At 41.7% G+C, this 25,174-nt stretch carries 27 protein-coding genes and 1 pseudogene; 1 reads left to right on the forward strand and 27 read right to left on the reverse strand.

What is annotated here, in order from left to right; all coding sequences use genetic code 11:
• Positions 1 to 12 precede the first annotated feature (12 nt).
• Both SNR34_RS22885 and SNR34_RS22890 read right to left on the reverse strand, forming a co-directional pair.
• Positions 13 to 1,944 carry a CdiA family toxin C-terminal domain-containing protein gene (locus SNR34_RS22885; protein WP_236421064.1) on the reverse strand — a complete coding sequence of 644 codons (1,932 nt, stop codon included), beginning with the start codon at positions 1,942 to 1,944 and terminating at the stop codon, positions 13 to 15.
• Positions 1,945 to 2,370: 426 nt separating this feature from the next.
• Positions 2,371 to 2,814 (reverse strand): hypothetical protein, encoded by a 444-nt coding sequence (locus SNR34_RS22890; protein ID WP_236421065.1) that lies wholly within the window; start codon positions 2,812 to 2,814, stop codon positions 2,371 to 2,373.
• A 51-nt stretch (positions 2,815 to 2,865) separates the two neighbouring features.
• On the opposite strand from SNR34_RS22890, the gene SNR34_RS22895 reads away from it, so the two are divergent.
• A complete protein-coding gene (locus tag SNR34_RS22895) occupies positions 2,866 to 3,114 on the forward strand; it encodes a transposase (RefSeq protein ID WP_236421066.1) in 249 nt (82 codons plus the stop codon).
• Positions 3,115 to 3,358: 244 nt separating this feature from the next.
• Here the strand turns inward: SNR34_RS22895 and SNR34_RS22900 are convergent, their stop codons facing one another.
• From SNR34_RS22900 to SNR34_RS23020, 25 genes and pseudogenes are all read right to left on the reverse strand, one after another.
• Positions 3,359 to 3,871, reverse strand: coding sequence for an immunity protein YezG family protein (locus tag SNR34_RS22900; protein ID WP_343261791.1), 513 nt, complete (start codon positions 3,869 to 3,871; stop codon positions 3,359 to 3,361).
• 11 nt (positions 3,872 to 3,882) lie between these two features.
• Positions 3,883 to 4,386, reverse strand: coding sequence for a DNA/RNA non-specific endonuclease (locus tag SNR34_RS22905; protein ID WP_343261792.1), 504 nt, complete (start codon positions 4,384 to 4,386; stop codon positions 3,883 to 3,885).
• A 95-nt stretch (positions 4,387 to 4,481) separates the two neighbouring features.
• A pseudogene (locus SNR34_RS22910) lies at positions 4,482 to 5,090 on the reverse strand (transposase); the annotation flags it as partial.
• Between the two features lie 289 nt (positions 5,091 to 5,379).
• Positions 5,380 to 5,847: a DUF600 domain-containing protein gene (locus SNR34_RS22915; protein WP_236421067.1), complete on the reverse strand. Its 468-nt coding sequence runs from the start codon at positions 5,845 to 5,847 to the stop codon at positions 5,380 to 5,382.
• Positions 5,848 to 5,859: 12 nt separating this feature from the next.
• Positions 5,860 to 9,357, reverse strand: a complete 3,498-nt coding sequence (locus tag SNR34_RS22920; protein ID WP_486180234.1) for a DNA/RNA non-specific endonuclease — start codon at positions 9,355 to 9,357, stop codon at positions 5,860 to 5,862.
• Positions 9,358 to 9,359: 2 nt separating this feature from the next.
• The gene (locus tag SNR34_RS22925) at positions 9,360 to 9,794 is read right to left on the reverse strand and encodes a DUF4280 domain-containing protein (protein WP_236421069.1); all 435 of its coding nucleotides are present in this window, start codon (positions 9,792 to 9,794) and stop codon (positions 9,360 to 9,362) included.
• A 14-nt stretch (positions 9,795 to 9,808) separates the two neighbouring features.
• A complete protein-coding gene (locus SNR34_RS22930) occupies positions 9,809 to 10,345 on the reverse strand; it encodes a hypothetical protein (RefSeq protein WP_236421070.1) in 537 nt (178 codons plus the stop codon).
• The gene (locus SNR34_RS22935) at positions 10,317 to 11,432 is read right to left on the reverse strand and encodes a pentapeptide repeat-containing protein (protein ID WP_486180235.1); all 1,116 of its coding nucleotides are present in this window, start codon (positions 11,430 to 11,432) and stop codon (positions 10,317 to 10,319) included. Before SNR34_RS22935 ends, SNR34_RS22930 begins: the two co-directional genes overlap by 29 nt.
• 35 nt (positions 11,433 to 11,467) lie before the next feature.
• On the reverse strand, positions 11,468 to 12,883 hold the full coding sequence (locus tag SNR34_RS22940; RefSeq protein WP_236421072.1) for a phage baseplate assembly protein V: 1,416 nt from the start codon (positions 12,881 to 12,883) through the stop codon (positions 11,468 to 11,470).
• A gap of 20 nt (positions 12,884 to 12,903) precedes the next feature.
• The gene (locus SNR34_RS22945) at positions 12,904 to 13,551 is read right to left on the reverse strand and encodes a hypothetical protein (RefSeq protein ID WP_486180236.1); all 648 of its coding nucleotides are present in this window, start codon (positions 13,549 to 13,551) and stop codon (positions 12,904 to 12,906) included.
• A gap of 20 nt (positions 13,552 to 13,571) precedes the next feature.
• Positions 13,572 to 13,862, reverse strand: coding sequence for a hypothetical protein (locus SNR34_RS22950; RefSeq protein WP_236421074.1), 291 nt, complete (start codon positions 13,860 to 13,862; stop codon positions 13,572 to 13,574).
• Between the two features lie 50 nt (positions 13,863 to 13,912).
• On the reverse strand, positions 13,913 to 14,368 hold the full coding sequence (locus tag SNR34_RS22955; RefSeq protein WP_486180237.1) for a DUF6630 family protein: 456 nt from the start codon (positions 14,366 to 14,368) through the stop codon (positions 13,913 to 13,915).
• A gap of 14 nt (positions 14,369 to 14,382) precedes the next feature.
• Positions 14,383 to 15,318: a hypothetical protein gene (locus SNR34_RS22960; RefSeq protein WP_486182505.1), complete on the reverse strand. Its 936-nt coding sequence runs from the start codon at positions 15,316 to 15,318 to the stop codon at positions 14,383 to 14,385.
• 619 nt (positions 15,319 to 15,937) lie between these two features.
• A complete protein-coding gene (locus tag SNR34_RS22965) occupies positions 15,938 to 16,534 on the reverse strand; it encodes a pentapeptide repeat-containing protein (protein ID WP_486180238.1) in 597 nt (198 codons plus the stop codon).
• A 38-nt stretch (positions 16,535 to 16,572) separates the two neighbouring features.
• On the reverse strand, positions 16,573 to 17,319 hold the full coding sequence (locus SNR34_RS22970) for a hypothetical protein (RefSeq protein WP_486180239.1): 747 nt from the start codon (positions 17,317 to 17,319) through the stop codon (positions 16,573 to 16,575).
• A gap of 396 nt (positions 17,320 to 17,715) precedes the next feature.
• A complete protein-coding gene (locus tag SNR34_RS22975; protein ID WP_236421079.1) occupies positions 17,716 to 18,168 on the reverse strand; it encodes an SMI1/KNR4 family protein in 453 nt (150 codons plus the stop codon).
• A gap of 15 nt (positions 18,169 to 18,183) precedes the next feature.
• Positions 18,184 to 18,507 carry an SMI1/KNR4 family protein gene (locus tag SNR34_RS22980; protein ID WP_486180240.1) on the reverse strand — a complete coding sequence of 108 codons (324 nt, stop codon included), beginning with the start codon at positions 18,505 to 18,507 and terminating at the stop codon, positions 18,184 to 18,186.
• A 10-nt stretch (positions 18,508 to 18,517) separates the two neighbouring features.
• Positions 18,518 to 19,033, reverse strand: a complete 516-nt coding sequence (locus tag SNR34_RS22985; RefSeq protein ID WP_486180241.1) for a hypothetical protein — start codon at positions 19,031 to 19,033, stop codon at positions 18,518 to 18,520.
• A 368-nt stretch (positions 19,034 to 19,401) separates the two neighbouring features.
• Entirely contained in the window at positions 19,402 to 19,812 is a 411-nt protein-coding gene (locus tag SNR34_RS22990) for an imm11 family protein (protein WP_486180242.1), read from the reverse strand.
• A 256-nt stretch (positions 19,813 to 20,068) separates the two neighbouring features.
• Entirely contained in the window at positions 20,069 to 20,344 is a 276-nt protein-coding gene (locus tag SNR34_RS22995; protein WP_486180243.1) for a hypothetical protein, read from the reverse strand.
• A gap of 189 nt (positions 20,345 to 20,533) precedes the next feature.
• Positions 20,534 to 21,031: a hypothetical protein gene (locus SNR34_RS23000; protein ID WP_486180244.1), complete on the reverse strand. Its 498-nt coding sequence runs from the start codon at positions 21,029 to 21,031 to the stop codon at positions 20,534 to 20,536.
• Positions 21,032 to 21,413: 382 nt separating this feature from the next.
• Complete coding sequence (locus SNR34_RS23005; RefSeq protein WP_486180245.1) at positions 21,414 to 21,926, reverse strand: hypothetical protein; 513 nt, start codon at positions 21,924 to 21,926, stop codon at positions 21,414 to 21,416.
• Positions 21,927 to 22,833: 907 nt separating this feature from the next.
• Positions 22,834 to 23,118: a hypothetical protein gene (locus tag SNR34_RS23010; RefSeq protein ID WP_236421087.1), complete on the reverse strand. Its 285-nt coding sequence runs from the start codon at positions 23,116 to 23,118 to the stop codon at positions 22,834 to 22,836.
• Positions 23,119 to 23,315: 197 nt separating this feature from the next.
• A complete protein-coding gene (locus SNR34_RS23015) occupies positions 23,316 to 23,651 on the reverse strand; it encodes a hypothetical protein (RefSeq protein ID WP_236421088.1) in 336 nt (111 codons plus the stop codon).
• Between the two features lie 10 nt (positions 23,652 to 23,661).
• Positions 23,662 to 25,140: an RHS repeat-associated core domain-containing protein gene (locus SNR34_RS23020; protein ID WP_486180246.1), complete on the reverse strand. Its 1,479-nt coding sequence runs from the start codon at positions 25,138 to 25,140 to the stop codon at positions 23,662 to 23,664.
• Between the last annotated feature and the right edge of the window lie 34 nt (positions 25,141 to 25,174).

Consider the following 25,174-nt stretch of genomic DNA (forward strand, 5'->3'; position numbering starts at 1 on the left):
TATGGCTTCACCTTAGTTTTCTCCAAATTTTAATACCGGATAAAAGTTTTCAATTTCACCAGTATCAATATTTTTTATCCCTTCAAACTTCAACCCATTACTTGAAACTCCTCGGATTATTTGCTTATTATTTTGACTTTTCAATTGACTTACTCTTTTCGAGTTAATTCCTTCCTCCATTGCCTCTTTTCCTAATCGTATAATTTCGTCATTAGAAATTATATTAGGATCATATATAGTTTTTTTATACGGTGGTTTATCTTCCTTGGGTATATACCTAAATTTACCTGTACCTTTCCCTGTATAATCTTTTATTTCAACCATCATTCTATATTCCAAATCATAAATGCCAGGAATGTCGGAATGTTCTACTTTTTTCACCTCTTGTAATGAGTACTTCTCATTTGCGCCAAAAAACTTCCTAAATTCTTCGTAGTTATGACCACCGCTAACACCCTTCCATTCTGTTACTTTTTCTACCTTTCCAGTTAAATGCTCAAAATAATATCCTTCTTTGTATTTAACTTCACCCGTCCCCTCAGTACCTTCCGAGCCCTCCTTCGGCTTATTAGTATTTGAATTCTCCATAGGTTTATCTGACTGTGAGGATTCTGGTGGTTTAGAATCATCTTTCGGTTTACCCTCATCCTTATTCTTCGATGCTTTAGGTTTCCAAGAGTTCACCTCATTCGGAGCTTCATCTTGGTTATTTTTATTCTTCGACGTCGTGCTGTTTTTTGGCGCTGTTGTTGTATCTGACTCACTTGTTTTAGATGAAGGTGTGCGGCTCGTATTAGTGCTCTCCGACTCGGATGCATTCTTTGCTGGTTTAGGAGGTGATTCTGATTCATTTTCGTTTGGTTTGTTCTTCGACGCTGTATGATTCGTTGATGGTTTTGTCGTGTCTGACTCACTTGTTTTCGACGAAGGCGTACGACTGGTATTATTCTTCTCCGTCTCGGATGAATTCTTCGCTGGTTTAGGAGGTGATTCTGATTCATTTTCGTTTGGTTTTTTCTTCGACGTCGTACTGTTTTTTGGCGTTGTTGTTGTTTCTGTCTCACTTGTTTTAGATGAAGGTGTGCGACTCGTATTAGTGCTCTCCGACTCGGATGCATTCTTTGCTGGTTTAGGAGGTGATCCTGATCCTGTTTCATTATCGGCTACTTTTCCGCTTTCTGAAGCAGATTCGCCTGTTTTATTTTTCTTTTTATTGCCCCAATTGCTGCCTTCACCAGACACGGTCCCCATCTTTTGACTATTTTCTGAAAACTTTCGGAAAAACCTCTTGCCCTTGGACGGCGTAGTTTCACCTGATTGCGGGATCGACTTCGGTGGGCTTACAAAGCCGCCTCCAGAACTCCCCTTTGTTCTAAAATTAGCTTGACCATGCAAGCCTTTTTGCATTGCATCATGTTCATAATAGCCATACCACAAGTCTACAAAAGCTTCATCACTCATGGGGGCTTTCAGTCTCCATGCCAAATACTTCATTTCATCAAGGCTCAGCCCTTGAGACTTCCAATAGTCGTAACTCCCTAGCTCTTCCTCAGTAATATAAGGTCTGCCAATGTCAAAGGTAATGTTTGCAAATTGAGCACCTACGAGTAGCACATTATATTCATCCGGATTCTTCATCATTTTTTTGAAGTAATCCAGAGAGTCCCTCAGTTCCTGATCCGCTTGTTGATATTGTATAAATTGACTTGCCCACTTCTCCCGAATATACGGAGGGGTTTCATAATACGCCGCACTAACTTCGTTACTCTGTTGATGCAGTTTCTTCATGAAATCCGTCAGTGAGGTGGAAGTGGTCAATTCTTTGGCAGCTGTCAAAATTTTTCCCAACAAGTTTCGTTTGGCGTCATTCTCTTGCTGTTGTAACTCGGAAAATCCGCTAATGAAGCGATTCAGCAAATTCAGCGCCGATGGCTTAATAAACATACTGTTTCTTTTTCATTTTGTTCCCTACTTCTATCCAAGTTCAAATAGGGGTTTAACAAAAGAGGAAATTTCCCCCTAATCCCATCATCCCTATGGAGCGGTGTATTCTAGAGTTCCGAGTAAATTAAAAAACGCAAGAAAACGAAGATAACTAAAAACAGGTCAATTACGGTAGTATCTGACCATAATCAACCTGTTCAATGTAACGGAATAGCGTTATTTAGGGTATAAAATTCAAGCATTAATGTGCTTACAAACGAAATGTAGAATCTTTATTCGGGTATTACATGGGATAAGTCTGCTTGGCTCAGAGCCCAATACACTCCCTACTTGGTGGGGTCCATCCATCAACAGCTGATACAGAGAGAACAGGGATAAAGAAACCATAGCACTGGCGGCTATTTCACTATTTCCTCACTTCAATATTTACATTTTACTGTTTTGGATTCTGAAGTCAATTTCACAAATTGCCTCTTGAGCAGCTTCCTTTATCTCATCATCATTGTAGTTCAGATATTTTTCTAGTAGCTGTCTGTACTCCTTTTTACCTGAAAACCCCAGAAAGGTCAAAACGTACGTCAAATGATCTTTTCTGAATTTTGACATATAAGGTAACAATATATCAAAAGAAACCTCTGTCCCTACATTTTGATAAACCAAAGCGTTATTCACAGCATTTAATAGACTTTCTTTCACCGAAATACCAATTTCTCGAACTATAAATGATAACATTAAATTAACTGCAGCAATTAATTCTTCTCTCTCTAGGCTGCCATATTCGATAATGTCCCCTATCTCACTAATCTTATTTTTTTGTTCTAATTCAGTTTTCAAAGTGAATATATGATTTATTTTTTCAACTAAATTCATAGATATCCCCCTCATCATTCTTTAATATTCGGGATCTTTAACGCTCTGACAATGTACCTACGGTTTCCCCCTTTACCCAGGTATATAGTTGTTGGGCTCTATCTTCACTGCCTACATTTCCTATGTTGGAAATACCTGTATCTCTCCGCCTATCCAAGTGGAAAAATCGCCTTGATCTTGGACAATAGCCGGATTCATCACGCTACGGAGTTACAGCCTTTCTTGAAGAAACATCCGCGTATGCAGTTGGTGTTTTCACCCCCTTACAGCCCAAACTTAAATCCAGTTGAAGGGTTATGAGTGTGGCTCAAAGCGGACATTGTAAACAACGTTTTCTTTGACAAATTTTATAAAATCAGGCTTTATGTGAGTCAATTATGAAGAGAATTAATCAGTATCCGATGGAAATGATTGATCGTCTGCTTGTCAGGTTATGATCTTAATTGCGGTTTATATATCAATGAGTCTACTATTAAATAGATAAATTTTCCCTTCGATATAATGAAGACAATTTTAATTAGACTCTGGCGCCTGAACAATCGACTCAGAATAATTCGTCGTTGTCCAACTTAAATCGGATATCCGGATATTCTTCTATATACCTGTTTATTAATCCTCTCATCTCTTCATCCTCTGGTAAATTACCCAAATATTTATATTCCCAAATAAGCAACTGATCATCAAAACTATAATTCGTATCAAACCAATTTGTATAATCATAATGAATCTTGAATTTACCATTCCTACTAAGCGATAATGTGAATGAATACCAAGGTTCTTGTTCATTTTCTATAAAAGTCTTTCTTAGTTTTTCACTTAATTCGAGTAGAATTCTGCCTTTAATTTTATTTCGTTCTTTATAATTATCATAATAGTAAGGGATTTCTAAACTATATTTAAAATTTTGCACATCCTCAGGTGTGTTATAAAAAAAGTAAGTCCCTCCACCTGTTTCAGAAATTTGAGCATAGAAATAAAACGTTTCCCATTCTTCTGGAATCATTTCATTCACTGTTTCAGCTATTCGATTATAAATTCGATTCATTTCTTTTTCTATACTCAACGAAATCAACCTCCGACTTGATTTTTAATTGTTTTTTGTACTGGCTTCTTTCCTTCAATTTGATAAGTTACCTCAAAGGAGTCTGGTCTCATGGAGGTCCCTGAATAAACCGGTTCAATCTTTACAGTAACTTTTTTCGGAGGTGTCTCACTCAAAGCCTCTGCCCACTTAGACTCCATATTATACCATTCCCCACCAGAGCGGTTAATTTGGCTAATTTGTGGAACCAAGTTGTCAATATCCTTTGGACCTTTAAACTGTGCTCCTATCAAGTGTCCACCATCGTCATCAGGTAACCTACCTTGCCCTTTCCCTACCGTCCTCTGGGCATATTCACTTCGGTCTCCTTTACCAAGCACAAGTGCCCCTTCACATTCAATAACACGCCCTTGACTATCCGTACGATAAGTATACCCATCTGGTGATGTGTATTCTATATTTGGTTTTAAAACTTTTTTTCTATTTTTTCTTGTAAAATGATCACCATACTTAACTGTTTCATAGACTATTGGTGGCGGTTTAACAGCTTGTCCCGTCCCCTATGTTGTAAAGCTAATCTATTGAAAAGTAACGGTGGTTGCTAGAATACTAGCAATACCACCTGTCAGCTCGCTTGTTTTTCTACTTGTTCGGGGAGACGAAACGCTGTCTTGTGCTTCATCATGCCGTAAATAATGTTGACTAGTCTCCGCATCACACATACCAATGCTTGCGTTGGTGTTTTGCCTTCTTCTTTCTTGCGGTTGAAGTATTCGTAAAACAGTGGATTACGTGGTTTCTTGCTACCTTTTGAAACTTGTACCTGCTGGACAGCTAGGTTATAAAACAAACCATGAAGTATCCGATTACCCTGTCTGCTTTTTTGGTTCGTACCTTTGCCGCCGGAACTGAAATTGACAGGGGCTATCCCTGCAAAACGTGCCAGTTTATCTGCGCTGGCAAAACGGCTAATGTCGCCTATTTCTGCCACTAGAGAAGATGCCGTTACCAAATCTATGCCTGGCATCGTTTCTAGTTGGTAGTCTAGCCGTTTCATCATACCTTGCAGTTCGCCTTCTACATATTCGATTTCCTTCTTGTTGAACTGTATGTCCCGCATATGGCTCTTGATTAGAAAATCTCGTTGTTCCTGATAGCTTCTGGTTGTGTCTCCATCTGCATGCACGAGTGCCAGTATTTCTTCTGCCTTCCTTGTCGAACACGCATTGTTACTTGATCCTGGGCAATAGACCCCACTTCTTTTTCTACTTCCTGTGCTAGTTGCTGGTTCTTCAACTCTTCTGCCACTACCTGTTCACGTTTTGCCATTGGTTACATCCTCCTTTGATTTTGGGCATGCAAAAAAAGCTCATTCCTACTCATGGTTCAAGTGGGAAAGAGCTTTTGAAAGTTTATCAAGTGTTTGAATTATTTAGTGTTTGGTTTGTTGGTTGTATTGTACGATCTTGCTTCTAAAATGTAAACCCGAGATATAGCCTAAATTTTTTCAAACCTAAAGTGTACTACCCTTGTGACTTAATCTCTTCAAACCATTGTTCGAATATATCGTCTGGAAGTAATTCATCATCATTTGAATATACCAGATCATATTTAAAATTTGCCGCTAAACTATTTTTTTCAACGTTGTAATGTAATTTCATTTCAGTCGGCATCTCTCGTCTGAAAGCTTTACAAACCTCATGAATTTTCTTTAGATCCTCGGTGCCAATATCTAAGAGCCCTAATTGTCTATCCCTTGAAACATCATAGTTATATTCTGGTGTACCATTTACTACTTTAACGGCATCGTTAATCTTATGCTTTAGTACAAATGTCTTATTAATCCTATAAAACACATTAAAATAATAGGCCTCTGGTTCATAAGAACAATATAAATAAATATCATCTGCTTTGCGATCTACGTACTCCAAACATGTAGATACCATGTCAGCCTGCAACTCTGAAAAGTAATCTTCAAAACTCTTAGTCAATAGAATCTCTCCTTAATTTTTTATAACAAGCTTATCAATAGCTCCATCAATTTCATAAATTACTTCAAATTCTGTAGGTCTAGGATTCTCGCCGTCATACTTAATTTTAACCTCAACCTTTACATTTTTGTTGTTTTTTAATGCTTTTGCCCATTTGTTTTCAAGTTTTTTATATTTGCTTAAATTTACTTCACTTGATTGCGAAACAAGGTTGTCTAAATCAGGAGAACCGCCGAACCTATCCCCTGCCAAGTGACCTGCATGGTCGCCAGGCTGCTTACCTGGTGTATTTGCAGCATGCGGTAATCGTTCATCTCTTGTAGTCAATTTTAAATCATCAGCAGTAAATTTTTCAATTCTCCCCATATGATCCGTTTCGTAGTCATATTGGTGCTCACCAGCTTTATATTTCACATTCGGTTTTAGCTTACCTGCATCGTCAAATGGATTATCAACATGAGTCTTATTAGGAGCTTTAGGCGTCCCCTCAGTGGCTCCAGAGTCATCCTTTGGCTTATTGTTATTCGGATTCACTTTAGGTTTCTCTGACTGGGAGGATTCCGGCGTTTTCGAATCAGCTTGCTGTTTACTCTTATCCGTCTTCTTCGGTGCAGAAGACTTCCATGAGTTCACCTCATTCGGCGGACCATTTTGGCTGGGTTTATTGTTCGACGTTGTATTGTTTTTCGGCGTTGTTGCCGTCTCTGACTCACTAGTTTTAGATGAAGGCGTGCGACTCGTATTATTGCTCTCCGACTCGGATGCATTCTTTGCTGGTTTAGGAGGTGACTCTGATTCATTTTCATTTGGTTTGTTCTTCGACGTCATGTTGTTTTTCGGCGGTGTCGTCGTGTCTGACTCACTTGTTTTTGACGAAGGCGTCCGACTCGTATTATTACTCTCCGATTCGGATGCATTCTTTGCTGGTTTAGGGGGTGATCCCGATTCGCTATTGGTAACTTTTCCTGCTGGCTTTTTGATGCTCCCTACTCGATTTCCCGTACCTTCTTCTTTAGACCAAAAGTACCCAGGTACGATCCTGATAACCGAGTGGTCTTCCCAGTACTTCTTGCCAAAGTTCTTCACCCCAGTGATCATCGTACTCGTCACACTGGTTTTTGTACCTGTACTAGGTATAGCCTTCGATCCAGACAATGCCTTGTTAAGCTGTGCTCCTGATACTCCCTTGGCACCATACACGCTGCCTACCATCATTTGAAGTCCAGAAAAAGCTTGATTTACCTTCAGCCAAGTTATCATCATTTTAGCATATTCTTCGCTAACCGGTCTTCCAGAAAAAGGCTGTTTCCCTTGCTCAAGATCATCAATCTGCATCTGATAGAGATCCACAACAGGTTCTACCGGGTATGGGCCTTGTAACAAGGGACCCATGTCTATCTTCCCTTTATCCTTCTGGTACGCCTGCAAAGCAGCCTGATCCGTAACTCCCTGCTCATTAACAGGCAACCACAATCGCCATTGTGAGTTGTACACCAGACGATAACCCGGATCTGCGGGTTCTGGTGGCGCAGAAGCTTTAACCCACTTCTCCCGAATATACGGCGGAACCTCATAATAAGCAGCGCTCATCTCGGTGCTCTGTTGCAACAGTTTCTTGACCCAATCCGTAGGGGACGTGGCCATCGTGAGCTCTCGGGCAGCCGTCAGCATTTTACCAAGCATCATCGCCTTGGCATCGTTCTCCTGTTGTTGCAACTCAACAAATCCGCTTGTGAGACGATCAAGCAAATTCTGTGCGGAAGGCCTGAATGACCCTGTTTTGGGGATGCCCCCAATGACGCCTGCCGCCGCAGCTACCATTCCAACGGCTGGAGCTCCAGCGGCCGCTCCTACAAGTGCACCTACGATCGGTATCATACCGGCAACAGCGAGCGCTGCTCCAAACAATGAACCTGCCTTGGGGTTGGTCGTCGATGCTTGCGTTGCCGCGGCGGCTTCTGCGGCTGCAGCAGCCTGGGCCGCTTCATACTCCTCGATCGGCATTAACGGCGGCTCCGGCTCTGGCGGCAAATCTGTTACATGCACAGGCGCTTTGTTGCTGCCTTCCTGCTGAATCACGCTCCCCCGAACATTCGCTTCTCCGTCCAATATGAAGCTGCCTCCGCCGCCAAGCAGCCAGATCGCTTCCGGTGCCGTAGCTTCGATCTGTCCAGCTTTAAATGTAATATTGCTTCCCTGAATGGACAGGTTTCCCGGACTTTCCAGGATTACACCCTGGTCGTTCAAGGTGATCGTCATCCCCGATCCGGCTTGCAGCGTAACCTCCTCAGGCGACATACCGATGGAGCTTCCAGCAGGATGCCCCCACACCTTATGATCCGATCCACCGCTGACAGATCGCTTCCCCTCAGGAACAGCATGGCGGATGTATGCTCCGGACTCCCGGCTCCCCGGAAAATAGAGTTCCACCGTATCCCCGATTTCCGGCATGATGTACAACCCGCTATGTCCTTCAGCCGCATAAGCCGGAGCGATCGGATAGGGGCAGGCCGCCCCTTGCGTCATAGGGCCTTCGTCCATCGGCAATGAAAGCTGAACATGATCGTGAATGACACGAACCACCTCACCGTATAAGGACAAGCCAATCAGGTCCGACAAGTCGCAGCGCGGAACGCGAATCTGATCCTCGGGAACCATGCGATAGGTGGTCATCAACAGACCCGATTCCAGACGGGAATATGCATACACGACGGTTAGCTCCCTGCCATCGGGAAGCTCAACCTTGTCTCCGAGTGCATAGGTCTCGGAACTTTCCATGGTATATTGTAATACGCCTTGCGTGCCTTTCGGCCCACGGATGATATAACGATGCTCTACATCGGAGCCATGCCAATCCATTCCGCCCAGCTCTTTGCGAACCTGGTAAGGCTGGTCCTCCGGCCACTTCCACAACTTGCCTACCGGCAAACCGATAAAGAGCTTGGGAGACGCTGCCGTAATCTCGGGCACCAACACTGTGCCGAACCTTGAGGCGAGCCGGCGCAGGAACATCCAATCGGTCTCCTTATATTGTAAAACAAGGTGGCTTAATTTGGTATCACCAGTCACCTGATCCAGAACGTCCGAGTTCGGATAGGGTTTCATGATGAATTGGATCAGTTCTTTGAACGTCCAGCCTCTGTTTTGAAAGGCCCGTTCCTCCAGGCGAATATCCATTTGGTAGGAATTGGACATCGCCTCAAGCTCAAACCGATAAATGCCTCCCGACAGATGAACCGTGAACGAAGTCAAGACCCCATGGAAGAGACGCCGCACGGATCTGCCGCTTTCATCGATTTGCCTGAGCACAATAGGTTCTCCCTCTGCCTGAACCCGGAGAATACCCGGTCCATCCTCTTCTGGAAGGATGCCGCTAACATATAGCTTCGCATGCTCGTTTACCTGACGGGTGATTTGCACGTTTTCCAGCCACTGTGCACGATAAGGCCAATATAGGCGAAGTTGTTCGTATCCGATACGATCAGGCTTCTTCTCCGTGATTTCACTCATCGTCAAAAGTCCAATTGCTGCCCGTCATCCTCAATGACGATATCGCCGCCATACAGACACTTATGCGTACAGTGACTCAGCAGCGCAGCCTTCCCTTCCACCTTGGTATCTCCCTTTCCGTGAAGCCAAGGCATAGTCAATACAGGTACGCATGGGGCTTTCTTGACCCCATAGATGTCAACCATTGTACTTGCCGCCACTGCTGGATTCAGTGGATTGGAACAATTGCCGAATGAACCGATATGAATGCCTGGTACATAATCTTCGACCGTCATCTGTGCCTTGCCTTTAATATAAACTCCATGGCTGAATGGAATCTTCAATCGTGTACGTTGCGTCCCGCAATTGCATTTAAGGATCGCTCCTGCAACGACGTAACCTTTGGAGGCTTCTCCAGACGTTCGAATCTGTGCCTCCTGATCTTGATTTTCCGCCATCTTAACGCTCCTTTCTAATAGGCTTGCTCCATGTCCAATGGAACCAACCGCACTCCCTTTACATCACGGCGCAGAATGCTTTCGGCCAAAGCAAGGTTGACAATGATCACGGTTTCGCGCAGCTCCATTAATTGGAACAAGGGCGACTCCGGGAATTCCCGCTTCAGAACAATCTGCTCCAGACTTCCGTCCTTTCGCCTAAGGGTTTGAGGGGATAATACATTGGCCAATGCAGGAGGATGAATAGCCCAGTATGTCTCCTGGGTCATCCGTTCCTTGTCCGTTAATACAGTGGCCCTTCGTTGGATTCGCGGCTGGTACAACGTAAGTATTTCAAGCAGCCGATCCGATACCAGGGGCATGGGTTGTTCTAAATAATCCGTATAATCCACATGGAACCCGCCGCGCACATAAAGGTTAATGGCAGTGTGCTCACTGCCCGAATCCTGGAAAGCTTGAACCCAAGCCCTGCGCTGCAGTTCCCCAACAGGTTCCGTTTCTACCCGGTGGATCCACCTGTCATCAGCCGTTAAACGAAAGTATCGGATCATCGGCGTCTCCCCTCTCTGTATGGTCAAAAATAGCCCCCTCTACATCGGCGCCGTCCCATAACGCACCGGTCAGGTTAGCCCCGCGAAATATGGCTCCGCGAAGGCGTGCCCCGCGAAAATCGGCTCCTGCAAGGTTTGCATTTTCGAAGTTAAGCGCATCATAACCTGGCCCCTGCACGAGTCCTTCCGCATGCCCTACCTCTCCGATCGTGTCCCGGAATACAGCTCTTGCCAATGAACAGCCACTAAAGTCTACTCCATGCAGAACACTTCCCGTGAAGTTGGCGTCATCCAGATCGCAGTTGCGCCAAAGCGTCCCCACCAGAACACAGCGCTGAAAATCGGTTGAATGCATGTCGATATGTTCAAAGCGGCTGTAACGAAAATCCAGATCGCTGCACTCCATTTCGCTCATATCGAGTCCTTTAAAATGTGCATACATGACCTCCAGACCGTCGCTTTCTTCCAATGCCGCGCCAATATCCTCAATGCTTCTGTTTCGCCGATCCAAACGAAAGACGCACTCACTGGCATCCAGATACTCACCCACTCGCACTTCGAATACCTGGTCCAAATGCATAAGCGAGTCTAGCTGGATGTTTTCCAAAGCGCGACAGCTGCGGCGTATGAACTGTACGAGATACCGGTTTACCAATCCCGCTTCCCGTAACATGATTCGGTCCAATTCCACCAGCGGCACGCTTCCTTGGTAGTTGGGGATCGCTTCTCTTAATCCATCCAGCATCCGTCCAATGCACTCATACGCCCAGTTAGCTGAATAGAATGCCCGGATTGGAGCACGATCCAGCAACCATGAATCATCGCATGCCTCAACCAGGATGTTCATGGCCCCTCCTACCAATTCTGTTCGCAGCATGGAATACTGGATATAGGCAACATTCCCCTTTTCCCCCCGTTCTTGGGCTTCGCTAACATCCCGAATCATATGCTTGAAATGATCTATGAACTCGGCTTCCAATTCCGTGCGCCTCGTAACCAGCGTATGCTGCAAATCTTCCATAAGCTTTGCTCTAGCGGGTTCCACCTGGCAGGTATAAAAATGCAAGAGAGACTCCTTGCGATCCATCTGCCCTTCTCCTCCTTCCCTTCATGAAAGCCAAACTAGTTGGCTTTCACTTCCGATCCGCTCATTTTTGCCTGTCCATCCAATTTGAACGTTCCCCCGCCACCTTCGAGCAGTAACTGCGAATCGGCAGATAACGTTATTTTCTTCCCGGCTTTCAGTGAGATGTTGCCTCCGGCAGACATGCGGACTTGTTGGCTGCCCGTAATCTGGATGCCCTCATCCCCGCTGAGCCGAATAAATACTTCGCCCTCTTTGCTGCTAATGGAAATGGCATCCGGCGTTAGTCTGATCTCTTTGCCGTAAGGCGTACGGAAAATTTTGTGATCCGGCTTATTCAACTGATTCGTTCCCGTAACCTGGTTATCCAGGCGGGGAGCTCCTGTCGCATAGGCCTCTTCCTCATCATGCGTTGGAAAATAGACCGCAACCGGATCTCCCACTTCCGGCATGACATACCATCCTGTCTTTCCCTCAGCGATGTAGGGCGACTGATACAGGAGCCACAATGCTTCTTCCGGCTCCTGCTTTTCATCGCAGTCCAGATGCACTCTGACATGACCGCTGTGCACGGAAATGACGCGTCCAAGCAGCGAGCTACCGGCAATTAACGAATTGTAGTATGTCTTTTGCCGCAGCCCTCTGTGAAGACTGAGGACATATTGATGTTTCACGATTCCGCTCACCAATTCGGTATAAGCTTCTGTTACATATAAGCTTCTGCCTCGAAAAGTAATATGATGTCCAAGTTCCATGACCTGGTCGGTTTCGATTTCGTACACAATGAAATCCGACTCGCTGACCTTCAGCGAATCATTCTCGGTAAAGTACATGAATGGAGACATGTTTTTGCGAATCGTATACCGCGTATTATCCAGATCGATCGAATTTCCGTGCTCGAAGACGCCGAAATAAAATTTTGGACTGTCAAATTGGGCGGCGGGCATCAGACTGGTATGAAAGCGCGAAGCAAGTCTCCGAAGAAACGCCCAGTCCGTTTCCTGATATTGCACGGCAACCTTGCCAATCTTGGCCCCGCCCGTCCCCTCATCAATGACGTCAAGACCCGGATAATCCTGATCCAGTTCTTTCAACAATTCAGGCAACGTCATTTGAATATTTTGGAACGTCCGCGTCCGCTTGGTAATATCCATCCGATATGTATGTGAGATCGCTTCGACTCGAAGCGTATACACGCCTCTGACAACCTGCACTTCAACCGACAACGGTATGCCTTTGAACAACGGGGTTTTGTTGCCTTCTTCGTCTTTTTGCCACACTTCTACAGGCGTATCTCGATCCGTAACATCGACATAGCGATCTTTCCATTCCTCCGATACCATGCCTTGGAACACAAGCCTGGTGTGCTCATTCATCTTTTTGCGGATCGTCAGTTCTTGCAAATGCAGTAATTCATACGGCTCAATAATCAGATTTTCATAAGTCAGACTCATGCTCCCATCTCCCTTCTACATCAAAGGATCTCAAGCGAATTCAGTATCATTTCGCCAGGCTCGACCCAATCCTTCTTCTCCTCATCCGTGCAATTAAATCCATATACCAGAACCTTCTGGTCCAAGATCGTAAAACCGATGTAATTGTAAATCTGATCATTCAACCCCTGAACGGAAAACTGGCAGTAACCCAGGACATGCCCTGTATCTGTAATGCGTACACCCTGTTTATCCCATTGTCTAATGGGTTGTGTACTGCGAAGGACATTCGCCATCGTTTCGGTAAAGGAGGTCATCTCCTCTGCCGAAATCCGATGGTCCAATCTATTGAACGTAAAATTGACTGTGCCCGTATCGTTGGTATATATCCGTTCCGGTCGATTAGAAGAGGGATATTTCATGTCTGCTTCCTTCTCCGAAATCAAACGCAACGAACGTGGGAGAAAGGCGGCTACTCTACCGTCGAACAACTCCGTACGTTTCAAAAATACGTTTTCGTTTCCAATGCGCAGCATCGTTGGCATTTCGGCAGGATCACCAACGCGCTGCCTATGCGCAGCTGTAATGTTCTCGTCTACAGTACTGCTCTGATCAACCTCTTCATTGCCTCGTTGGCTGTATAACATGGGAATCACTTTGCGATCAAGATATTCCATACGATAAAACACGCCCTTCTCTATTGGTATTGTTAATCCACGATCATTCGCTGTGGACCGCCACCCAAGTAGCCTAGACGTCCGCCCCGGCCTCCTGCTCCGGCCAAGATCCGGTCCGCATAATCCCTCACCATGAGCGGGGACAACGTGCTGACCATAGGGAACATGGATGACATGCAATGTGTGAACTCGGTCGCAAGATCCGCGAACGTCTGGTAATCCTGCCGGAGCCTTGCACCTTCTTTCAGCTTGAAGCGCCCCAACTCCAGTTCACCGACATTGCATTCCTCTTCATCCAACACAAGCTCCATCGAACCTGACAAGCAGGCCCCAGTTGTTTTAACCGGCGCCCCTTACACTTTTCCAACAACCTTTAAATGTACAATTGAATACAACGTTCTCGTTCCGGGATATCTTCATCTCCCAATAAATCAACCTGACTAAACGCATGGTTATGCTCCAATTCAGCGATAAACAACGCGTAAAAGTCTCCTGTCGTCGGATAGGTAAACAAACCATAACCTTTAGGTGAGATTAACTTGTTCACTTCCCTAATTTTCTCCGGAAGATATGTATAGTCAAACTCTCCCAACACCTCTAATTCTTCTGCAGTTCCTAGTTCAATGTCGTGAGCAAACTCATAATCCAAAATATAATTGACGATTTCCTGTCCCTCTTCCCCCTTGTAGTCCAAAAATAAAAATTGTTTCGTCGCTAAACCATGGTTTAGCATGCTGAAGTATACCAACGATTCGTCAGGGTCATTCAAAATTTGATCAATGTCCTTTGCATTTTTGAAAATCAAGGGCACCAAGTCTTCATCTTCCATACTCTTCTCCTCCTCTATTCAAACAGCGTTCCGTACTTGTTCGGAATATACTCAGGGTAGTTTTTACGATAGTAACCATCCACCATTTGCAAAATGGGGTCCGGATCCGGATACGGCTCGGGGTCTTGAATCTCGATGTTAGCTTCGGGCGAATTCATGAGGAAATCATCGAAATGCGTTGGATTCGGCAAACCTATCCTTTTTCGTACATGCAGTAAAAATAAGATTTCATGTGGATAAAAGGTATAGCGAAAATCTCCGAATTCTAATGACTGCCCCAGCTCCGCTGCTAGCACAGAATGGTACTCTGACATTTTACCAATCAGTTGTGTGATCTCATCCAGGTCAGGCGTGTTCCAACGGTCTAACACTTCACCGTATATGCCAAGTTCTTCCGGAATAATATCATGATCCAGACCTTTTTCAGCCAGCTTTGATCTAACCCTCGTATGGATATTTTGATTCACACCAAAAAGCGTTTTGTCAGAACTTCGCAAATATAACTCAAGCAAATACCAAACATGTCGATTATCATCATTGGCCCTCATGATGTTTTCCCCGAGATATTTTTCAATAAAGTCAAAGAAAACATCCTCTTCTTTTTTCCATCCATACATGCTGAAATGAATTAGAGCGACTATATTTAACTTAAAAGAATAATGAATCAACATCATGTTCGGGTAACGATCTTTATATATATGTCGGACCATACATTGGTAAAAAACAACTTTCTGTATTTGTTTTAGCCCCATTGCGTTCTTCTCACCCTTAATCAGCACACGATGTTTCCATTCCGATAGCCAGTAAGAAGATATTCTATACATATTAACTAACAGGATATGATCCTTTTCAGTTTCGTTTTTTTCCACAATATCGGAATTTTCTATTTTAGCCTCTTCATACTTCTTTAACGATTTTTCCAGTGTTAATCCCTCAGAAAAATTCTTGATATATCTTTTCTATGCCATTTGCAATTTTTTTGAATTTATCATTTTCCTTCTCCTTAGAAGAAATTATTTTATAGCCTTACTCCAATCCTTTACTTTGACAACATCTACACCAAATCCAGTAAGTCTATACGTTGCCTAGTTTAGAAGCCTCTTCTCCAAAATCACTTTTATTAGAAAAATCGTATGTATTTATGCTTCAAAACCCTGACTATATGTATATCGGTTTCTTAATCAACATTTGTAATAATACGGATGTAATTGATAAATTAACCACAAAAGTAACAATTGTTATTCGAGTTCCTTAGCAGCCACAATTAATTACCGCAGCCAGAAGCAACAGGTATGAAAATATTCATCGTCCGGCGTTTCTGTCTTTCGTTGCCATGATTTAGATCAGCGTATCTATCTGATTTACCGTTGTAAAAAACTTTGAGAAACAGGGAAAGTACGAGTTCCAATATTCATACCCAACTACTTTTATCTAATGGTGTTGAAAACGTTACATCTGCAAAAAATCCCCTTAGTCAACAAGATTAAGTCATCTTACCAGATCCTGTCTACTATAGGGGATAATACCATTGTGCCAGCTTTTCATTTTAGAGTGAGGTTCCTCTTTGGATCAGATTAACGTAATTATTTTCCCCTTTATTATCTCATCGAAAACAGCACCTTTGATATTTGCACCTTTCCATCTAACCCTGTCAAGTTTAGCATTAGTAAAGTCGGCTTCCTCGAAATTTCCATAACTTAAATCCGCCCCCGTAAGATCAGCACCTATAAATACTACACTTTCGGCATCTGCACGACTTAAATTAGCATTTACGAATGATGCATCATCAAAAGAAGTCCCCACTAAAATACTCTCAGATAAATCGGCCCCATCAAAACAAGCCTCTGAACAAAAACTAATAGCTAACTTAGCTTTTTTCATAGAAACATGTTGAAATTGTGTTCGATAAAAAAAACAGTCAGCTATATCCGCTTCCTGAAAGTTACAATTTTCGAATACTGCTTCATCAAAATTGCAATCCCTAAAAGAGGCATTCATAAGTGCTGTTCCTTTAAAATCTGTTTTTTGACCTTGTAAACGATCAGCTGTAATTCCTGTAAAGTTTAGGAAAGACAAGTCAACACCACTTATATCAATGTTATCTAATATTTCATTATTCTCTATTGCACTTTTAATTTCGGTTAACAACTTGTTTCTAACACTCATAGCATTCTATTCCTCCATTAATTATCTCCCTGATATCATCATTTATTTCTATTCCTCCACGCAGTGTTAGGACTAAAAGTTACACCTCTTAATTGTTCGTCAAATTCTGGTATGGCCAAAACTTCTTTCTGTTCTAAATAAACCATTGTTTTCTTAAAATTATCGACGATCTGAGCAACATCCGCCTGCCACGGTTTATCATGTAAATCAATTTGTAACCCATCCCAATCAGTGTTTGATACTATGGCAGGCATGTTTTGCAAGAAATCTTTACCGAATAATTCCATTACTTTACCACTAATATAAGTTCTCATGCCAACTCCGGCTGGCCCACTTTGTATAAAATCTACCGGAGCTGGCTGAGCACAGTAATCCATCCACAAAAAATCCTTTTCAAATTCAATATCCATGTTATCCGGTGCGGGCCAAAAAATATGAGTAACTCCATAACTTGGTTTGATAATTTCTGCAAGCTTATTTGAAAGATCAAATATATGTGGCCAGTAATCTGGTTTAATATTTTTATCAAATTTAAAACTTACAAATGATCTTGGAGACAATTGAGTTGAAAATTTCCCATCATACTTGAAGGACTTATCTCTTCGAAGATAAATCTCGGAGAGCACTTGATTTAAGGAAAACTCTTCAACAATAACATTTCGATCATAATGAGCTTTTGATCTTTCTCCTTTTCCCCATGTAGTCGGCTTAAAATATTCAGTTTCTTCAAATGCATCTAATATTTTATTTAGAATCTCCCCTTCAATGGGGACAGTTGGAAACATTCTAATAAGAAAAAATTCTGGATTTAGATCATTTTTCAGGTTAAACTCCTCCTTCTGAATTAATCAATACTATATTTTTTCCAATACCCTCCACCGGATAAACGATCTTCCCTTGCCTATATATGGGATATCTTACCACTATCAGGATATGTCTAGAATACCTTACTGTCTGATTTTCTGTTGACAATCCACTACTCCATTATTTACTGATTGAAACAAACTCCAAATTTCCGTATTCGACTTACTCGAATTTGAATTTTCAAATAACAGGTCAATTCTTGATTACTGTAGCTGAAGTATGTATCACATAGGGCTTTTAAATTAATGTCCACAGTGGACAAACAAAAGAACCAAGTATTGAAAAAGCTTCAACACTTAGTTCCGGATTAGCGCAGCTTATTCGGGGATGTACAGCAAATCCAAAAACTCACTGAAAGAATTAGCTATCAATAAAATGTGTTCTTTTTTCAGTCCCTGGTCTTGTTCAAAATACCCTATGTCACAAAAATATACATCCCCTCTGCTCTTATCATCCACTGAAATACAAATTAAATTATCTGCTGGATCGATTCCAATAGGGACTAGATGTTTAGGAACAATTTCACCTAAATTATAATTAATAAAATACGATTCAAGGTTTTTATCTTCTTCAGCGTCTAGTGGCAAAAATAACATAATGGAGGATGTGATAGTGTCGTCTTTTGTATCGAAGCGGCGCTTAACCGCCTTCCCACCATTATTCCTCAGAAGAAACTCCACATAGTCTGAAGCTAGTAAAATATTATACTGAGTTTGAAAAGTTCTTATTTTGTCTGCTGTTGTAGGTCTATAGTTAATTTCGAATTTCATAATCTCCTCACCCTTTTATTGAGAGTATAGTTCAGATAATAGTTGTGTAAAAGTATCACATACATAAATAATTTTTTCTTCTTCGACTTCACTTTCATGATCATAAAATACAATTGTAGGATTTTCCTGCATAGAACGATAATCAAAGCATAAAAAGTTACCAAAAGGATCCCTTCCGAATGGAACTATTCTTTCCGGAAGCTCTTCTTTTGAATATTCGTATATCATAGACATATTCAAATCTGGGTTAGTAAAGCTAATCAAATCATTGAATATTCCTTGTGCTTCATTATCATATTCAAATAAATTCGGCTCTGGATATCCTCCATTAAAATTCATGACACATTCCTTATAATCTATCGGAAATACGATTCATATTCCTTTGATACTGAAATACAGCATTCTTTTTAATTTCCGTTACGTTGGATTGACTTAAAAGCTTTAATTTCTCTTGAGATTCTGGCGTATTAATATCTCCTAGTGCCCAAATACATTTTACGGCAAGAGCAGTTGTGTAATGAAGGTACTTAAATTCAGTTGTTGCCGCTCTATAAAGACTTTCTACTGATGTATTGGATTTGAAATACTGAAGTAAACCAGCAATATCTTCATGTGCCTTGTGCCAAGATTCAGTGATTAACTGGTTTAATATTTCCAGATGTCTTTCTTTAAACAGATCGAATGTAAATCCTACATAAAATATTAATCCCAGGTCATTTTTATTCTTCTCTCTGCAAATACCCTCTAATAGTTGGTCAAAGTTACCGGCTATGTCCTTGTTTCCTTTGAACCAATCCAAAAATTCATTAGCTGTTATTTCGTCACCAATCAGTTTTTTTATTAGAATTCTAAGTACTTGATTCATTCATCCCTCCAACCTGCTTCTTCAGATTCTTTCTGCCCACTCCGTTTTCCGTGTGAGTGTTTAGTTCAACCTATATAAACCCAATTAATAATTCCCGTTTTTTACAATATAATCGCTTTGTATATGTAAAGCGTCTCAACAATCTCTTCTACAGTGATTCCATCACCAAGCATTATTGTTTTTATTACTTCTGGATTAGAGGTTGCTAATTATATCTCGGATATCCATTGCACAAGTTCTATGTCATCACCTTCTCCCTTTCTAATTTTTCTTACAAGTTCTGTCACCTGCTCCTCAGTCAATTTCTCCATGTATACATCACTACTTCCCCCATTAACTTAGCCATTCCAACCAAATCTTATTTGCAACTAAACTGTTTTGAATTTAAATCCTATTAGTTGGTGTTTGGTTACAGTCTCCTTCACGACATTCGAAACAAATATAGAGGTGCTATATAGATTATCATTAAGATAGACTTTGAATATATGATGGTTTTCAATAACGTTTTGTATAAAATGAAGTTTTTTAAACCCAACAATTAAACCACTGGGCAATTGTCTTAACTCTGTTTTCGTGCTATCAACGGCATGCAAATTTTTGAGCACATGGATAGCATAATATGTTATTTCACCGTACATAACAGGAAGAAACTCCACTTCATGTTCCAATACGTCTTCTAATATTCTCTTTGCATTCTCACTTATCATAGGCACTCCAGTAGCACCCCAGAAATGAGGAAAATCACTCTCCATGCCATCATCTGCTACCTCAACAAACACAGGACTCCATTTATGATCGCGAATTAACTCTGCACCATTGAACGCGTTTGAAAAGACTTTAGATTTTCTCTCAAATTCAACAAGTCGAAATGTTTGGAATCCTTACGTATTACTTTCTAGCTCCCAAATCATCACTAAACACCCCATATCCATAAGCGCTTTTATCAATATTGAACATACACATCAACGCTAGATTACGTGAACTTGATGTTTGCTGAATCCTTTGAAATGATCTTGCATTAGCTCTTAATCATGTTCAAACTAATTTTAATCGGACTAAAAAGTGATACCACTCATCACACTCAAAGCCAGGCACTAATTCCTGATAGCCTTTCCCAAAAATATGAAGTATTAAAAAGTCATCCAACTGTTTATATTTTTTCGACTCATTTAACGGAATCTCATCCATGAGTATGCATATTTCACTCGTCCATCTATTCATAACTATTGGTTCGTACAGAAGTTGTCCAATTTCAAGCCATTCATCGCTTTCTGCAATCCATTGACCTAGCCGATATTGATGTTCTTTCAAGTCCTCGTAGGACCACAAATCCACACTCCCGAACCTCGCACCATTACAGATTGTTAGAAACTCGTATAACTGCACGAATTGCCCATGATATTTTCATACGTGTCAATGCCTTTTTGCATAACTCCATAAATAATACTGCTACTGTCCTGTTCAAGTTCATGCCTAATCATTTGGAGTAAAGAATTCAATTCAGGATTCATATTTTCCATCTCCTTCAATCAACAACTTCACCCACAAATCATCCGTGTCAATGGGGACCACCGTTCTATATTTATCCCCCAGCGCATAGTCCATGACAAAGTCATCAAAACATCCGAAACATTCTGTTGGTTCATCTTGTTCAGAATCACGATAAATCCTATATACATGACCATTATCTTTTTTTATTATTAGAGGTTCATACAAGATATGACCAATACATCTCCAATTAGCCTGCCCACCAATTAAGTGGTCTATATAAAATTGGTTTCGTTCTATTTCCTGCAAAGGAAAGAGTTCTATTTCGCCCAGCGATGCACCATTAAACTCGCGTAGAAATTCAACGTATTTCGTGTACGCTTCCATTTTGTTAATGATCTCTTGTTCGCCCGAGAGCACTTCGCCTATTTTGCCCAACAGAATACCATCAGGCATATCCATTAACTTTCCTTTGATTTCGTTCATTTTATTCCTAATCATACGATTCATTTCGGATGTACTCCTTATAATTTGCATACAAGTTTAGTCCACTTCAAGGTATAGGTACGTTTGGATGTTTACTCGTATGAACGAATTAAAAACCATCTTCTTTACTTTGGCGACCTGCCGCCGGTATGTATACCACAATTTCATCCTGCGGTAAACTTCAAGAAACTCTTCCATCACTCCATCCAATATTCTCCATTTTCCCCTTGCCTATTGAAGTTCCGTCAAACTTCAAATTCTTTCACAACTACATCTTCTTTTTCTGTCCCTACTACGGATAACAAATTACCAACAATTTGAATAACACGCTCTTTTTCCACGTTTAATTCTTCCCTGGTATCAAGAACCAACACGCTTGCCTTTTAACCTTAAGCGCCAACGTTCCTCACCACTCCAATGTTCTCCATTCAAATGAATATGCGAGTATATCGATACATGAATCATGACCGCGTAATACCCAGTGTTTTACTTTCGAAGAATTGTATCCATAATTCTCCTTCATTGTTGACTTCTTAATCTCATAGAGGCCTGGATCTGGACATATATTGGTTGTATCCCATTCATGACTTAAAGAAGCTTCTCCTGTATAGTACTTGTTTACTTTGCTGAAATCGTATTTTTCATAACCCTCTACCTTTCCGTATATATTAAACACACAGATCGGAGTGAATTTAATTTCAATCATACCATTTCCAGCTCTATTATATTCTTTATCAGGAATATCTTCTCCATATACTCCGTTTAATCTTGATATGACTTTTTCATAATGCTGGTTATTATACCCAACCATGACTTGCACCTTTACTTCCCGATTTTCTATACCGTTAAAACAGGAAAAATCGTGGGAGGCACTGATCATCCAAGGCACTTCAACAGGCTGTAGTTCCATTTTAAGCATAGATGTTCTCCTTTGAATTTTACACAAATTATGCACTGTATCGTAAATATTATCACCAAACTTCATCAAATACACCTGCATCTAGTCTTCTTGAATCACAATAAGGTATCCACTTATTTATCCCCTATTCAGAATCCGGCCGGAACACGAAGTCCAATCTTGTACAGCAGCAGGTTGATATTTCAATAACATATTTGAATAGTCGGATATAAGGAAATCCAATCTCTAAAAAAGCTTTTCATCTAACAGTTCCGGACATATTTTTTGACTACAAAAAATAAAATCCCTGAATAATCCTTCCAACATTTTTTTATAGATAATTTTTTCATTATCAAATTTGATGGAGAGGGTGACCATCCGTGCGTTATACTTTTACAAGCAAGATGTAGACTCCCCTCTTTTTCACTAAAATTTATCTCTCTCATCACATTTTGTTCGTAAAAACCCAAGCAGAAACTAAATTCATTTTTGTTGAACTCTTGAATTATATCTGGCAATTCCTCAATTATCAGTGGAAGATCAAATTTACAATCTACAGGCCATCGCTCACTTCCAAAGCCTGAAACAATAAAATCAATCTCTCCAGTTTGATGCAAATATCCACAAATGTCAGATATTATACTTGTGTGATCATCAAAATTATCATCATACTCTTTTTTTCAATCGTAACTTTATCAAAGTTATTTTCATAATGTAGATACATTTTAAACACCGTCTTACCACCTTTTTATTCTTTCAACCTGAATGTGTCACTTACAGGGTATCATTTCTGTTTTGAATTAAGAAAAATAACCGCTCTTGTAACTGATAAAATTCCCCAACTTCACTTCTAATTCTAAACCTTCTGGACTATCGTTGGCTTATCAACTTTACCATATGAATTCAAAATTCTGCTTCTTCCGATTTATCAAGCCACTGACATATTCGTAGCGCAGTACGGGACGTGGTGCCGCATCCGTTGTCCGTACACCGAACTGACTCTGAGATTTGGCCGTGAGCAGACCATCTTCGTTATAGTCGTAGTCGTAAGCACTTCGTTATTCGCGGACGAAATCAACAGACCGTCTTCGCGGTAGGTGTACGTTTCTTCCTCGCCGCTGGACAGCTCTCGTCTGCGAACAAGCTGATCATTGAAATTGTACGCCAGGTCCAGTACCCGTTGGTTCCGGTCCTGCTGCTGCAATCTCCGCAAATCCTATCTCCTCTGCTACTGCTTGCACTTCTTTTGCCATTCGATTCGTCCTCCCTTGATTTTGGGCATGCAAAAAAAGCTCATTCCTACTTATCGTTCAAGTGGAAAAGAGCTTTTGAATGTTTATCAAGTGTATTTGTTAAGTTTTGGATTTTTGGTTGTATTGTACGATCTCGCTACCAAAGTCGTAAATAATCCTAATTATTCAGTATTTTAAATTCTTGAAAATCAGAGAAAAGTGTTTCTAAATACGCACTAAGATTGTGTTTTTCACCATTTCGAGGAACTCCTCTCAATGGACCTAGCTCAAGTACAAATCTCTCATCTTCATCAAATCCATTATAACCGCTCAATACGACTCTTAAACCTATTATGAGTTCAGAAATGTATATAGCTGGAATCTCCTCGTATATATACTCTTCTTTGCCTTGAAATTGCAACCCTCCAAATAATCGTTCAGAAATTAATTTACCAACTTCCTCAAGTGATTGATTCGATTGAAAAGCTACTATTCCTTCTAAGTAAGGCACCATAAAAACACTCCTATTCAATAAAATTTACACCTTTATCAAAGATTTTTTTGTTAAATTCTTTTTCGGTATATATTCTAAAAGTAAACGGTTTATCTGGCTCATAACGATACCCTGGGAAAATATTACGGAAATCCGACTCAAGATTGTCTGATAGTTGGTTTATGTCATCACTAACTTTTCTGGCTGATCTCCAATAAACTTTCTTAGGAAAGGTCTCTGCCAACTTATCGCTAACAATAAATGCATCAATATCAAAATTTGTCGGGTCAAATGGAGCATAACCCTTATGCTCACCTTTCTGACCTGTTGCTAAAGAACCTCTATATCCAACCACAGCATTAGGATCCAATTCTTTAATCTTTTGTAGTGCCGGGCTTAGTGTATCCTGGACAGTATTTATTATATCTGCTCTTGTTTGAGCTCTACCTGTCCCCTCAGACGAACCATCCGTGTTACCCTTATTCACACAAGAAGCCGATGTTCCTCCGCTTCCTGCTTTCGCATACCCACTCGGGTCCACATATCGGATCGGGTTGTTGGCAACATACGCATACAGGTTCAGACCGTCTCCACGGTACGTGTCTTCTTGCGTAAATCGCGCGATGATCGGATTGTAAAACCGGGCGCGCAGGTAGTAATGTCCTGTCAACGCATCTTGCATTTCTCCCGCATAACGGAACGGATTGACACGTTGCTCTCTTGCAGACAGCATGTTCCCGAAGGCATCATACGTGTGCGCATTCAGGATCTGGCCCTGTGATCCGGTCGGGTGAGTGACATCAACGTGGATATTATTTACATAATAAGCCACATCGCCCTGATCGTCCAGTTGCGAAAGCCATTCATGACCACGGATATAAGAAGCTTGTACTCGCCTTGAATCATCCAACTCGTTGACGACATGCCAGCTATCATGCACAAAATGGCGTAGGGTCTCGTCCTTGTCCAGCCTACTTCGCAAACCTTCCGGGTCGTAGCCATGCTGCACGATTCGTCCATCCGCTTGTTCGACTCGAATGGTACGGTTGAATCCATCATAGACGTAGCTTGTCGTCTGCTCTCCTTGATGCTCCTGAATCAGATTGCCTTGCGCATCGTAAGCGTAACGGATGTTTTTCCCGCTTGTTCGCTCATTCGCTCTACCTTGTTCCTCGTTCTCTTCCTGCAATGCTTCCTCAATCAGGCTGAGCAGACGGTTCCTTGTATCATACGTATAGCTTGTCCGTTGTCCGTTCCAGATGCGAGATATTCGGTTGCCTGCCGCGTCATACGCCAGTTGCTCCGTGCCATATCCGGCATACCGGGCTTCCACCAACCGATCCAGTGCATCGTATCGATACTCGGCCTGATCCTGCGTGCCATAACAGCCGATCGTATTCCCGCTCCGGTCATAGGCATAGCGGTTGTCGAGCAGGACCGTGCCATCGGCTGCCCGGGTGTGGAGCCGCGCTACCTGACCTTCGGGCGTATATTCATACGCCGTTTGCACGCAAAAAAGCCTTGATTAAAATTCAATCAAGGCC

The sequence above is a fragment of the Paenibacillus sp. XP01 genome (assembly GCF_057364885.1).